At 71.6% G+C, this 12,857-nt stretch carries 9 protein-coding genes; 5 read left to right on the top strand and 4 right to left on the bottom strand.

Annotation, left to right across the window (positions count from 1 at the left end):
* On the bottom strand, positions 1-398 hold a 398-nt coding region (locus ABNT58_RS25020), incomplete at its 3' end, for an Lrp/AsnC family transcriptional regulator (protein ID WP_348756098.1).
* 173 nt (positions 399-571) lie between these two features.
* Here ABNT58_RS25020 and ABNT58_RS25015 point away from each other — a divergent pair.
* Both ABNT58_RS25015 and ABNT58_RS25010 read left to right on the top strand, forming a co-directional pair.
* Entirely contained in the window at positions 572-4,141 is a 3,570-nt protein-coding gene (locus tag ABNT58_RS25015; RefSeq protein WP_348756097.1) for an indolepyruvate ferredoxin oxidoreductase family protein, read from the top strand.
* Between the two features lie 26 nt (positions 4,142-4,167).
* Entirely contained in the window at positions 4,168-5,319 is a 1,152-nt protein-coding gene (locus ABNT58_RS25010) for a branched-chain amino acid ABC transporter substrate-binding protein (protein ID WP_348756096.1), read from the top strand.
* On the opposite strand, the gene ABNT58_RS25005 is transcribed toward ABNT58_RS25010, so the two are convergent.
* Entirely contained in the window at positions 5,282-6,817 is a 1,536-nt protein-coding gene (locus ABNT58_RS25005) for a TIGR01777 family oxidoreductase (RefSeq protein WP_348756095.1), read from the bottom strand. The genes ABNT58_RS25010 and ABNT58_RS25005 overlap by 38 nt on opposite strands.
* On the bottom strand, positions 6,814-7,476 hold the full coding sequence (locus tag ABNT58_RS25000) for a DUF4166 domain-containing protein (protein ID WP_348756094.1): 663 nt from the start codon (positions 7,474-7,476) through the stop codon (positions 6,814-6,816). The genes ABNT58_RS25005 and ABNT58_RS25000 overlap by 4 nt, the downstream gene beginning before the upstream one ends.
* A gap of 136 nt (positions 7,477-7,612) precedes the next feature.
* On the opposite strand from ABNT58_RS25000, the gene ABNT58_RS24995 reads away from it, so the two are divergent.
* Together ABNT58_RS24995 and ABNT58_RS24990 are read left to right on the top strand one after the other, a co-directional pair.
* The gene (locus ABNT58_RS24995) at positions 7,613-9,469 is read left to right on the top strand and encodes an ATP-binding protein (RefSeq protein WP_348756093.1); all 1,857 of its coding nucleotides are present in this window, start codon (positions 7,613-7,615) and stop codon (positions 9,467-9,469) included.
* Positions 9,466-10,851 carry a sigma-54 dependent transcriptional regulator gene (locus ABNT58_RS24990; protein WP_348756092.1) on the top strand — a complete coding sequence of 462 codons (1,386 nt, stop codon included), beginning with the start codon at positions 9,466-9,468 and terminating at the stop codon, positions 10,849-10,851. The genes ABNT58_RS24995 and ABNT58_RS24990 overlap by 4 nt, the downstream gene beginning before the upstream one ends.
* Positions 10,852-10,870: 19 nt before the next feature.
* Here ABNT58_RS24990 and speB read toward each other — a convergent pair whose 3' ends face one another.
* Positions 10,871-11,824, bottom strand: a complete 954-nt coding sequence (gene speB / locus ABNT58_RS24985; RefSeq protein WP_348756091.1) for an agmatinase — start codon at positions 11,822-11,824, stop codon at positions 10,871-10,873.
* Positions 11,825-11,927: 103 nt separating this feature from the next.
* Here speB and ABNT58_RS24980 point away from each other — a divergent pair, with 103 nt between their 5' ends.
* Positions 11,928-12,842: a LysR family transcriptional regulator gene (locus ABNT58_RS24980; protein ID WP_348756090.1), complete on the top strand. Its 915-nt coding sequence runs from the start codon at positions 11,928-11,930 to the stop codon at positions 12,840-12,842.
* Positions 12,843-12,857 lie beyond the last annotated feature (15 nt).

Here is a 12,857-nt window from a genome sequence, read left to right as displayed (position 1 = left end):
GTGCCGGCGCCGCTGATGTAGTGGCAGGCCGTGACCTCGGGCAGCAGGCGCAGCGCTTCTTCCAGCACCTTGGTGGCGGCACCGCTGCTGCGTTCGGTGTCCACCCGCACGAAGGCCAGCACGCCCAGGCCGATGCGGCGGCGGTCCAGCTCGGCGCGGTAGCCGGTGATGTAGCCCTGCGCCTCCAGCCACTTCACGCGCCGCCAGGTGGGCGCCGCCGACAGGCCGATGCGTGCCGCCAGCTCGGCGTTGGACAGCCGCGCATCCTGTTGCAGCGCTTCCAGGATGGCGACGTCGTAGCGGTCGAGGTCGGCGCCGTGGCGCTCGGTGTCGGCACCGCCCGCAGCAGCCTCGGCAGTGGCTGGGGTTTTCCCTGATTTGGCGATTCGCGATGGCATTTGATCGTGCAGGCGGTTATCAGAGAAAGGATGTTGCTCAAAACCATGGTAATCGAGCAAACAACGAAAAGACTTCACGGCCGGTGAAATCTACACTGGCAGCAGCCAAGTGCGCGCCCGGTCACGAGCCAGGCACGCGACCCCGCCGAGCCATCGCCACTGGAGTACCCCGCATGAACGCACCCTTGCCCGAGTCGGTCCGCCGCGCCCTGGAAACCGTCAGCCTCGACGACAAGTACGCGCTGGCCAGCGGCCGGGCCTTCATGAGCGGCGTGCAGGCGCTGGTGCGGCTGCCCATGCTGCAGCGCGCCCGCGACCTGGCCGCTGGGCTCAACACCGCGGGCTTCATCAGCGGCTACCGCGGCTCGCCGCTGGGCGGCTACGACCAGGCGCTGTGGGCCGCGCGCAAGCACCTGGCCGACAACCACATCGTGTTCCAGCCCGGTGTGAACGAAGAACTGGGCGCCACCGCGGTGTGGGGCACGCAGCAGCTCGACCTGTTTCCGCAGAGCAAAAAGTTCGACGGCGTCTTCGGCATCTGGTACGGCAAGGGCCCGGGCGTGGACCGCTGCTCCGACGTGTTCAAGCATGCCAACATGGCCGGCACCTCGAAGCACGGTGGCGTGATCGCCATCGCGGGCGACGACCACATCAGCAAGAGCAGCACCGCCCCGCACCAGAGCGACCACATCTTCAAGGCCTGCGGCCTGCCGGTGTTCTTTCCCAGCAGCGTGCAGGACATCCTGGACATGGGCCTGCATGCGTTGGCGATGAGCCGCTTTTCGGGCGTGTGGTCGGGCATGAAGACCATCCAGGAAGTGGTGGAGTCGTCGGCCTCCGTCTCGGTGGACCCCGACCGCGTGCGCATCGTGCTGCCCGAAGACTTCAGCATGCCGCCAGGCGGCCTGCACATCCGCTGGCCCGACGCGCCGCTGGAGCAGGAAGCGCGGCTGATGGACTACAAGTGGTACGCGGCGCTGGCCTACGTGCGGGCCAACAAGCTCAACTACAACGTGATCGCGGGGCCGAACGACCGCTTTGGCCTGATTGCCAGCGGCAAGGCCTACAACGACACCCGTCAGGCGCTGGCCGACCTGGGCCTGGACGACGACGCCTGCCGCGCGCTGGGCGTGCGGCTGCACAAGGTCAACGTGGTGTGGCCGCTGGAAGCCACCATCACCCGCGACTTCGCGCAGGGCCTGCAAGAGATCCTGGTGGTCGAAGAAAAGCGCCAGGTCATCGAATACCAGCTGAAGGAAGAGCTGTACAACTGGCGCGCCGACGTGCGGCCCAACGTGCTGGGCAAGTTCGACGAGCCCGAAGGCGACCTGACGGGCGGCGAATGGGCCATGCCCAACCCCAGCGAAAACTGGCTGCTGCGCGCCAAGGCCGACCTCACGCCTGCCCTCATCGCCAAGGCGATTGCCAAGCGGCTGAAGAAGCTGGGTGTGCCCGCCGACGTGGTGGCGCGCATGGACGCGCGGCTGCGCGAGATCGAGGCCGCCGAGCGCGCCCTGGTGACGGTGAGCGCCGCCGGCGCCAGCGCCGAGCGCGCGCCCTGGTTCTGCTCGGGCTGCCCGCACAACACCAGCACCCGCGTGCCCGAAGGCTCGCGCGCGCTGGCCGGCATCGGCTGCCACTACATGGCCACCTGGATGGACCGCAGCACCGTGACCTTCAGCCAGATGGGTGGCGAAGGCGTGGCCTGGAGCGGCCAGGCGCCGTTCACCACCGATGCGCATGTGTTCGCCAACCTGGGCGACGGCACGTACTTCCACAGCGGGCTGCTGGCCATCCGCCAGAGCATCGCCTCGGGCGTGAACATCACCTACAAGATCCTCTACAACGACGCTGTGGCCATGACCGGCGGCCAGCAGGTGGGTGAGCGGCCGGAGGGCCACTCGGTGCTGCAGATCATGAAGAGCCTGGACGCCGAGGGCGTGGCCAGGACCGTGATCGTCAGCGACGAGCCGCAGAAGTACCAGGGCGTGAGCCTGCTGCCCGGCGTGACGGTGCACCACCGCGACGAGCTGGATGCGATCCAGCGCCAGTTCCGCGAGCTCAAGGGCACCACGGCCATCATCTACGACCAGACCTGCGCCACCGAGAAGCGTCGCCGCCGCAAGCGCGGCAAGCTGGCCACGCCCGACAAGACGGTGGTGATCAACGAGCTGGTGTGCGAGGGCTGCGGCGACTGCAGCGTGCAAAGCAACTGCCTGAGCGTGGAGCCGGTGGACACCGAGTTCGGCCGCAAGCGCCGCATCAACCAGAACAGCTGCAACAAGGACTACTCGTGCCTGAAGGGCTTCTGCCCCAGCTTCGTCACCGTGGAAGGTGGCCAGCTGAAGAAGCCGAAAAAAGAGAAGAAGGGCGACCTGAGCACGCTGCCACCGATCCCCGAGCCCGCGCTGCCGCTGGCCGAGCAGGCCTGGGGCATCGTGGTGGCCGGCGTGGGCGGCACCGGCGTCATCACCATCGGCCAGTTGCTGGGCATGGCCGCGCACCTGGAAGGCAAGGGCGTGGTCACGCAGGATGCAGCCGGCCTGGCGCAAAAGGGCGGCGCCACCTGGAGCCACATCCAGATCGCCAATCGCGCCGAGGCCATCTTCACCACCAAGGTGGACACCGCCAAGGCCGACCTGGTGATCGCCTGCGACCCCATCGTCGGCGCCAACAAGGCCACCATGGCCGTCATCAAGCCGGGGCGCACCTACGTGGCGATGAACACCCATGGCTCGCCCACCGCGGCCTTCGTGCAGAACCCCGACTGGCAGTTCCCGGCCGGCTGCGAGACCACGCTGGCGCAGGCCGTGGGCGCGGGCGGGCTGGGCGCCTTCGATGCCGAAGAGGTATCGGTGCAGTTGCTGGGCGACAGCATCTACACCAACCCGCTGATGCTGGGCTATGCCTGGCAGCAGGGCCGCGTGCCGCTGGGCCATGCCGCACTGATGCGCGCGATGGAGCTCAACAACGTGCAGGTGGACAACAACAAGGCCGCCTTCGAATGGGGCCGCCGCTGCGCCCACGACCTGGCCGCGGTGAAGGCGCTGTTCAAGGCCGCGCAGGTGATCCAGTTCGTCAAGAAGCCGTCGATCGACGAGCTGGTGGCCAAGCGGGTGAGCTTCCTCACCGACTACCAGAACGCGGCTTATGCCGAGCAGTACCGCCGCTTCGTCGACCAGGTGCGGCAGACCGAAAGCCCGTTGGGCGGCACCCGCCTGTCGGAGGCGGTGGCCCGCTACCTGTTCAAGCTGATGGCCTACAAGGACGAGTACGAAGTGGCGCGCCTGCACACGCAGACCGGCTTCGACGAGAAGATCGCCGCGATGTTCGAGGGCGACTACAAGCTGGTGCACCACCTGGCCCCGCCGCTCACCGCCAAGACCAACGAGCGGGGTGAGGGGGTCAAGCGCCCCTTCGGCCCATGGATGCACACCGCCTTCGGCGTGCTCGCCAAGCTGAAGGGCCTGCGCGGCACTGCGTTCGACGTGTTCGGCCGCACCGAGGAGCGCCGCACCGAGCGCGCGCTGATCGAGCAGTACAAGGCCAGCGTGCTGGAACTGCTGCAGGGCCTGAATGCCGAGCGCCTGCCGCTGGCGGTGGAGATCGCCAGCATCCCCGAGCAGATCCGCGGCTACGGCCATGTGAAGGCCCGCCACCTGGCCACCGCCCGCCCGAAGTGGGACGGCCTGATGGCACAGTGGCGCGCCGGCGGCAGCCCGGCTGCACGCCGCGTGGCCTGAACCCTTGACCCGATCCGTTCCTGAAGATGCGTTTGAACCCAACCTTGAATCTGTGCCTGCAAGGCGCCGCCCTGGCCGTGGCGCTGACCCTGCCTGCCGCCGTGCGCGCGCAGGAGCTGGTGGTGCCCATCGGGCTGAGCAGCCCGCTGTCCGGCCCGCAAAGCGGCAACGGCCAGGACAACCTGGCCGGCGCGCAACTGGCCGTCAACGAAGTCAACGCCCGCAAGCTCAGCGTGGGCGGCCGGCCGCTGCGGCTGAAGCTGCAGGCCGAAGACGACCAGGCCGACCCGCGCCAGGGCGTGGCCGTGGCACAGAAGTTCGTCGATGGGGGCGTGAAGTTCGTCGTCGGGCCCTACAACTCGGGCGTGACCATGCCCGCTTCGCGCGTGTACGACCAGGGCGGCGTGGTGGTGGCCACGGTGTCGTCCAACCCCAAGATCACGCAGCAGGGCTTTGCGCGCCTGTTCCGTGTGGGCGCGGCCGACACCGCGCTGGGCGTGAAGATGGCGCTGTACGCGGCCAAGGAACTGAAGCTGCAGCGCGTGGCCGTGATCGACGACCGCAGCGCCTACGGCCAGGGCCTGGCGCAGGAGTTCAGCAACGCGGCCAAGGCCAACGGGCTGCAGGTGGTCAAGAGCGAATACGTCTCGGGCCAGGCCACCGACTTCACGCCGGTGCTCACCAGCATCAAGGCCACGCGGCCCGACGCCATCTTCTTCGGCGGCTACTCGGCCCAGGCGGGCCCGATGGCACGGCAGATGAAGCAGCTGGGCATCACCGCCAAGCTGCTGGGCGGCGACGGCCTGTGCTCCAGCGAAACCGCCAAGCTGGCCGGCGGCGATGCGGTGGGCGAAAACGTCTGGTGCACCCAGGGCGGCGCGATGATCCAAAGAGCTTCCGAAGGCCAGGCCTTCGTGCAGGCCTACCGCGCGGCCAACCACCAGCGTGATCCGCTGACCTATGCCGTCAACTTCTACGACGCGGTGCACCTGATCGCCCAGGCGATGCAGAAGGCCGGCAGCACCGACCCGGCCAAGGTGGCCGAGGCGATGCAAAAGGGCAGCTACAAGGGCGCGGCCGGCACCTACGAGTTCGACAACCAGCGCGACCTCAAGTCGTCGCCGGTGACGGTGTTCACCTTCAAGGGCGGGCAGCCGAGCGCGGTGACGTCGTACTGACCGTGTCTGCCGCCCCCCGCGCCAGCGCCTCGCAGGCGGACTGGATGTCGGGGTGGGCAAACCGGTAGCCGGCGCGCAGGGCCGCAGTCGGCGCCACCGCCTGGCCCTCCAGCAGCAGGCTCATCATCTCGCCCCCCAGCCAGCGCAGCGGCGCTGCCGGCAGGCGCAGGTGCACGCGCTTGCCGTGGGCGGCTGCCATGGCCTGCGCAAATTCCGCCTGGCTCGGGCAGGTCGGGGCCACCGCGTTGACGGCGCCGCTCAGGGCCGGGGTGTGCAGCGCCAGGTGCAGCAGGCCCACGGCATCGTCCAGTTGCAGCCACGGGGCCGGCTGGCGCCCGCTGCCCAGCCGGGTGGCCAGGCCCAGCCGTGCGGCCAGGTTCTGCAGCGGCCAGGCGCCGTCACCCCGGCCCAGCACCACGCCCAGCCGCAGCCGCACCACGCGCAGGCCCAGCGCCTCGGCACGCCGCGCTTCATGTTCCAGCGCCATGCACAGGTCCGAGACGAATTGGCCCGGCCGGGGCGCTGCCGTCTCGTCCAGCGGTGCCTGGCTCTCCCCCCGCATCGAGCCGCCATCGGCCGGCACGCCATAAAAACCGACGGCGGATGCGGCCACCAGCACCTGCGGCCGGTGCTGCAGGCGGCGCATCAGCGCGATCAGCGCCTCGGTCAGGCGGGTGCGGCTGTCGACCAGCTGGCGTCGGCGGGCGGCCGTCCACGGCAGGCCCAGCACACGGGCGCCGGCCAGATGCACGATGGCGTCCAGCCGGGTTTCGGCAGGCAGGGTGTCCAGACGGTCGATCACCGTCACCGCCGGGTCCAGCAGGCCGCGGGCCTGCAGCAGGTCGCGTGAGAGCACGAAGACCCGCACCCCTTCAGCCACCAGCCGAGCCACCAGCGCCCGGCCGACGAAGCCGGTGCCCCCGGTGATGAGCACGCTGCGGGGTCCGACGCCCGTGGCCGCCGGCCGCGCGGGCGGCGGGGCACGGCGGGCAGCGGCCAGCAGGCGGCCGGTGGCGCGCAAGGCCAGCACGTTGCGCAGCGACCAGGCCAGCACCCCGACCGCAAAGGCAGTGAAGACGAAGGAAGTGAGGCCGTGCTGCACGGGCACCAGCGCCGTCGGCAGCCAGGCCCAGCGGGCCAGCAGCGGCAGCATCAGCGCCAGGAAGGCGCCGTACATCGCCGTGAGCACCGTGTGCAGCAGCCGCTCCAGCGGTGGCAGCTTGCGGGTGCGGTCTTCTTCCAGAAAGTCGGCCAGCGTGATGCACAGCTCGGCCAGCAGCAGCGCGCCGAGCAGCCCGGCCCACAGGCCGTGCACCTGCAGCCAGGCCACCACGAGGAACAGCACGCCGTACAGGGCCTCGCGCGCGGCATGCAGCGCCAGTTCGCGGCGCGCACCCATGCGCTGGGGCAGGCGGGCTTCCAGCTCGTGGTGCCATAGGTTGTCGAAGGCGCCGAGCACGGCTTGCGCGGCCAGCACGAGAAACAGCGAGGGGGTCATGGCAGAAGCTCCTGGTCGGTCTGGGTATGCGGCGGGTCGGTGAACACGCCGGTCTGGTGAAACGTGCGCCCCCACCAGGCATGGCGCATTTCCAGCGTGAAGCGGAAGCGGCCCTGTCCCAGGTCCTCATGGGTCACGCGGCAGGTGCCGGGGGTCAGCAGGGCCGGCACGGGCAGGCGCCAGCGGCCCAGCCACCAGTCGTAGCGGCGGCTCTCGAACACCAGCGCGCCGTGCTGCTCGAACACCTCCAGCGCCATGCCCAGGCCGCCATCGGTGCGTTCGATCAAGCGCCCGTCGGGGCCCAGCGCCTTGGTGGAGCGGATCTGCACCGAGCGGCGGCCGGGCAGTTGCAGGCGGCGCGTCCAGCTCACGCCGCCGCGGCCATCGGCCTGCACCTGCACCGTGGCCGGCACCGCGCTGGCCCTGGCGCCGCACAGCGGCGAGCCCAGCAGCGCGGCGCCGGCGGCAAACACGCGGCCGATGGCGGAGCAGCGCATCGTGAGCGTGCCGGGGTAGGTGGCGGGCGCGTGGCCAGCGGCAAAGCGGCGACGCACGGCGGCCGGCAGGCGTTGCCAGGCGGCGGGCCCCAGCAGCGTGGCCAGGTCCAGCGGCGGGGTGGGGCAGGAAAGCCGGGAGGGGGCGTGGGCGGCGGGTGTCATGCACCCTGCATCGCAGGTTCGGGGCCCGCCGCCGCGGCTTCTCTAACCCCTTGATTTGATTGGATTTTGAGTGCCCATCTGTATACTTCGGATACAGACTTTCCAGCCCGGATCGTCAACTGCGTATACAGGCGGAATGGCTTTGACGGTGTTGCACGGCGTGCTGGCGTTTGCGCTGGTCCAGACTTGGTTGCTGGCGGCTTTGCTGGGGGTCTGGGCCCACCGGGTGGCGGGCGCGCGGCTGCTGGTGCTGTTCCTCTTCGGCGTGGGGGTCTGGGTCATCGGCAACGAGCTGCCCAACTGGGCCGGGCCGCAGTGGGAGTGGCTGTCGATCCGGCTGGTGGCGCTGGCGCCGCTGATCTCGGCCGTCTTCGTGCACTTCTGCGTGGTGTTCTGCCGGGCAGGCTGGCCACGCCGGTGGCTGGTGCTGGCCTACGGGCTGGGCGCTGCCACGGCTCTTTATGCCCAGTGGGCGCGGCCGGGTCACCTGATCCACTCGCCACCGTTCGGCTACGTCGCCGTGCCCACCTCGGTCGGCCTGCTGGCCAGCGTGGGCTGGGTGGTGCTGGCGCTGGTGGGGCTGACGGTGCTGGCGCGGGGCTACCTGCGCGCACGTGGGCCGGAGCGTGGCCAGATCGCCGCGGTGGCGGCGTCCTGCGTCTGGGGTGCCTTGTGCATGACGGGCTACCTGATGGCCGCGATGCGTCTGCCCGTCACGCCCTGGCCGCTGTACGGCCTGCCGGCGCATTCGTTGATCCTGGTCTACGGCGTGCTGCGCTACCGGGTGTTCGTGGTCAACGCCTGGGCGCGGCGTGCGCTGGCCTGGGCGCTGCTGCTGGCGCTGGGCCTGGGTGTGGTGGCCCTCACGCCGCTGCTGCCCTTCGAGTCGCGCTGGGTGGGCGGGCTGGCCGTGGCCGCCACCTGCCTGGCATTGAACGGGCCGGTGCGCCGCGTGGCCGAGCGGCTGGTGTTCCCTGGCGGCCAGGTGTCGGCGGCAGACCTGGCAGGCTGGCGCGAAGCGCTGCGGCCGGCCGACAGCGAAGCCGCGCTGGCGGCGCTGGCCAGCGGCCTGATCAGCCGGCGGCTGGGCGTGGCGGTGCCCGTGGCGGTCGGTGACGGCATGCCCGCCCCTTCGCCGGACGCACCCGGCCTGCGCTGCCGGGCCGACAGTGCCACCGGCTGGCACTGTGAGCTGCAGGGATGGGACGCCGCGCCGCCCGGCCCGCGCCAGGTGGCCGAGCTGTTCGGCAGCGTGCTGGCCGAAGCGGCCGAGCGCCTGGCCCAGGCCCAGGCGGGCGCGCAACGCGAGCGCGAGCGACAACTGCAGGCGCGGCTGGCCGAGCTGGGCGCCCTGGCCGCCACCGTGGCCCACGACATCCGCAACCCGCTCAACATCATCTCGATGGCGGTGGCCGGTGCGCCGCCGGACACGCGGCAGGAGGTGTCCACCCAGGTGGGGCGCATCTCGCACTTGGCGGCCGACCTGCTGGACTACGCCAAGCCCTGGCAACTCACGCCCACCCGCTTCGACCTGGCCGAGCGTGTGCGCGGCTGGCTGTTCCGTTGGCCGACGGTGGTGCTGGGCGCCGGGTGGGCGCAGCCGTTGTGGGTCGAGGCGGATGCGCGGCGCCTGGAGCAGGCGGTGAGCAACCTGCTGGCCAATGCGGTGAGCGCCGCGGGCGAGGCCCGCCCCGACCGGCCGCCCACGCGCGTGGAGCTGGCCGCAGAGACCGACGAGCGCGGCCTGTGGCTGCACGTGTGCGACGACGGCCCGGGCGTGCCCGCCGAGATCCGCGACCGGCTGTTCGAGCCCTTTGCGTCCCGCAGCCCGGGCGGCACCGGGCTGGGCCTGGCCATCGTCGCCCGCGTGGCGGCGGCCCATGGCGGTTCGGTCGCGCTGACCGAGCGCGCGCCCTGGTCCACCTGTTTCACCCTGCACCTGCCCGCCGGCCTGCCGTCGCGCGCAGTGCCTCTTTCAGGATCGACCGCATGAATGCCAACACCTTGCCGGCGGCTGGCGGCCGCGTGCTGCTGGTGGACGATGAGCCGGCCTTCCAGCGTCTGGGCGGCTCCTTCTTGCGCGGACTGGGCCATGAGGTCAGCGTGGCCGGTGATGCCGAGCAGGCGCTGGTTGAGTTCGAGCGGCAGCGGCCGGAGCTGGTGCTGCTGGACCTGGCGATGCCGCCCACCATGGACCCCGAAGCCGGCCTGGCCCTGATCGCGCGGCTGCCGGGTGTGCCGGTGGTGGTGCTCACCGGCCATGGCGAGCACGGGCTGGCGCTGCGCGCCGCGGAGCTGGGTGCCTGGGACTTTCTCACCAAGCCGATCGATCCCGACATGCTGGGTTTCGTCGTGGCCCGCGCGCTGCGCCAGCATCGGCTGGAAGCCGAGCTGCGGCGGCTGCGGCAACAGGCCGGGGGCGACGAGATGGGGCTGATCGGCCCCAGCGCCGCGATGGCGGCGCTGCGCGCGATGCTGCGCCGTGTGGGGCCCACGTCGGTCAGCGTGCTGGTACTGGGCCCCACCGGCACCGGCAAGGAACTGGCGGCGCGTGCGCTGCACGACTGCAGCCCGCGCGCGGCCGGCCCGTTCATGGCCGTGCACTGCGGTGCCCTGTCGGCCGAACTGCTGGAGAGCGAGCTGTTCGGCCACCTGCGCGGCAGCTTCACCGGCGCCTACCGCGACCAGCCCGGCCTGGTCGAAGCGGCCGACGGCGGCACGCTGTTCCTCGACGAGGTGGGCGAGATGCCACCGGCGATGCAGGTCAAGCTGCTGCGCTTTCTGCAGGAAGGCAGCTTCGTGCCCGTGGGCGGGCGTGTGGTCAAGCGCGCCCAGGTGCGCGTGGTGGCCGCCACCCACCGCGACCTCGAGGCCATGGTGCGTGAAGGCGCATTCCGCGAAGACCTGTTCTACCGCCTCAAGGGGGTGGTGCTGCGCACCCCGGCCCTGGCCGAACGTCCGGCCGACGTGCCGGTGCTGGCCGCGCGTTTCCTGCAACGGGTGGCGCCGCAGGCCGGCCTGAGCGGCGAATCGCTGGCCTGGCTCACGGCGCGCCCCTGGGCCGGCAACGTGCGTGAACTGCGCGCCGTGGTGGAGTCGGCCGGCGCCCTGCTGCTGCCCGGCCAGACCCAGGTGGACGTCGCCCTGCTGCGCTTGGCGGCCGGCGAGTCAGCGGCCGAAGGCGACACCTCCGCCGCCGTCGGCGGGGACGGCGATGCGCCGGGCACGCTGGATGCGGCCATCAACGAGTTGGAGCGCCGACTGATCCGCGATGCCATGGCCGCGGCGCGCGGCAACCAGTCCGAGGCCGCACGGCGGCTCGGCATCTCACGGGTCGGGTTGATCAAGAAGCTGGCGCGGCTGGGCTTGCGCTGAGCGCAAGCCGCCGCTGCGGCTAACCCTTGGCCGCCACCCGCCCGCTGAGGTAAGTCCACACGAAGCTGGCGGCCGCGTAGGCCGTCAGCTCGGCGTGGTCGTAGGGCGGCGACACCTCCACGCAGTCCATGCCCACGAAGGGCAGGTCGGCCAGTTCTTCCAGCAGCGTCATCACCTGCGCGGTGCTCATGCCGGCCGGCTCGGGCGTGCCGGTGCCGGGTGCGAAGGCCGGGTCCAGGCAGTCGATGTCCAGGCTCAGGTACACCGGCGGGTGGCCGGCCGCGGCGATGCGCTGGCGGATGGCGCCCACCACGCCCGCCAGCTGGGCCGGGCTTTCCAGGCCGCGCAGGTCGCGGGCGGTGAAGATCTGGCCGCCCTGGTCGCGCACGTACTCGCGCGCCGCCCGGTCGCCGGCCGAGCGGATGCCCAGCTGCGTGAAGCACTCGGGCACCACCAGGCCTTCCTGAATCGCTTCATACACCCAGGTGCCGTGGCCGCTGGGTTCGCCGAAGTGGTCTTCCCAGGTGTCGCAGTGCGCGTCGAAGTGGATCACCGCCAGCGGCCGGCCCTGCTGCGCCTTCAGCGCCCGCAGGATGGGCAGCGTCACCGAATGGTCGCCGCCCAGCCACACCATGTGGCGCGCGGCCAGCAGCGCCGGCAGCGCCTCGGCCAGCGCGGCGCGCATGGCCACCAGCGAGGTGTTGGGCAGCGCCAGGTCGCCCAGGTCCACCAGCTGGGCGATGGGCGTGGTGCCGAAGTGCGGATGCAGCCCGTCGCACAGCATGTGGCTGGCGGTGCGGATGGCGCGCGGCGCCATGCGGGCCCCCGGCCGGTTGGTGGTGGAGCCATCCCAGGCCAGGCCGGCCACGCCATAGGGCTGCGGCGCCGGCTGGCCGGGCAACGCGGCCGGGCCCTTGAGGAAGCTGCCTTGCGACAGGAAAGCAAAGGCGTGGGCGGCGGGATCGAGGGACATGGCGTGCAGCTCCGAGAATGCGCAGCAAGGGTACGGGACCCGGGAGCGACACGGCATGGCCCGGCGGGCAAGTTCACTGGCACCACCATCCAGCATCGACAGCATGACGACGCCCGGCGCACCGCTGGGCGAGGCGCAGCTGCGGCTGCTGCGCAGCTTCGCCGCGGTGGCGGCGGCGGGCGGCCTGTCGCCGGCGGCGGTGGAGCTGCAGCTCGACCTGTCCACCGTCAGCAAGCAGCTGCGCGAGCTGGAAGCGCTGCTGGGCGTGACGCTGGCACGGCGCGGCCGTGGCGGCTTCCAGCTCACGGAGGACGGTCAGCGCCTGCAGGCGTTGACGCGCCGGCTCTTCGGCGCGATGCGCGCTTTCGGCGACGACCTGGCGGCCTTCAGCGGCGCGGCGGCAGCCCCGGTGCTGCGCCTGGGCCTGGTGGACGCGCTGATCACCGAAGGCCGGGTGCCCGCGCTGCTGGCCCGCTGCGCGCAGTTGGTACCAGGGTTGCAGTGGCAGCTGGCCGCCCGCCGGCCGCTGGAGATCGAGCGAGAACTGCTGGCCGGCACGCTGGACGCCGGCATCGTGGCCACCCGCGCCGCGCCGGCCGGGCTGGAGCAGCACCGGTTGTACGAAGAGGCCAACAGCCTGTGGGTGGCGCCCGGCCATCCCTGGCATGCCCGGGCCGGCGATGAAGCCGCGGCGCTGCGGCTGGAAGACGCCGCGCTGGTGACCGACCCCTACGTGGACGCGCTGCCGCCCGCGCTGCTGCCGGTGCCGCCCATGGCGGGCAGCGCGCGGGCCGACAGCCTGGAAGGCGTGGCGCTGCTGGTGCTCACCGGCCGCCATGCGGGTTTTCTGCCCGACCACTACGTGGCCGGCACCGCGGCGCTGCAGGGGCTGCGGCGGGTACAGCCGGCGCGTTATGCGCACCGGCAAGGCATCGTGCTGATCTGCCGCCGCGGCAAGGCCTCACCGGCCTTGCGGCGGCTGATCCGCGCGCTGGCGGCACCGGGCGCCGGGGCGTAGCGGCGCGGGGCATCG

Source organism: uncultured Aquincola sp., from assembly GCF_964001545.1.
Classification (GTDB): Bacteria; Pseudomonadota; Gammaproteobacteria; order Burkholderiales; family Burkholderiaceae_C; genus Aquincola.
Note: the sequence above shows the minus strand (reverse complement) of the source record. Positions and strands in the feature narration are given on the sequence as shown.

Coding starts and splice junctions, on each gene's coding strand:
- ABNT58_RS25015 (WP_348756097.1), top strand. CDS start 572: ATGAACGCACCCTTGCCCGAGTCGGTCCGCCGCGCCCTGGAAACCGTC.
- ABNT58_RS25010 (WP_348756096.1), top strand. CDS start 4,168: ATGCGTTTGAACCCAACCTTGAATCTGTGCCTGCAAGGCGCCGCCCTG.
- ABNT58_RS25005 (WP_348756095.1), bottom strand. CDS start 6,817: ATGACCCCCTCGCTGTTTCTCGTGCTGGCCGCGCAAGCCGTGCTCGGC.
- ABNT58_RS25000 (WP_348756094.1), bottom strand. CDS start 7,476: ATGACACCCGCCGCCCACGCCCCCTCCCGGCTTTCCTGCCCCACCCCG.
- ABNT58_RS24995 (WP_348756093.1), top strand. CDS start 7,613: ATGGCTTTGACGGTGTTGCACGGCGTGCTGGCGTTTGCGCTGGTCCAG.
- ABNT58_RS24990 (WP_348756092.1), top strand. CDS start 9,466: ATGAATGCCAACACCTTGCCGGCGGCTGGCGGCCGCGTGCTGCTGGTG.
- speB (WP_348756091.1), bottom strand. CDS start 11,824: ATGTCCCTCGATCCCGCCGCCCACGCCTTTGCTTTCCTGTCGCAAGGC.
- ABNT58_RS24980 (WP_348756090.1), top strand. CDS start 11,928: ATGACGACGCCCGGCGCACCGCTGGGCGAGGCGCAGCTGCGGCTGCTG.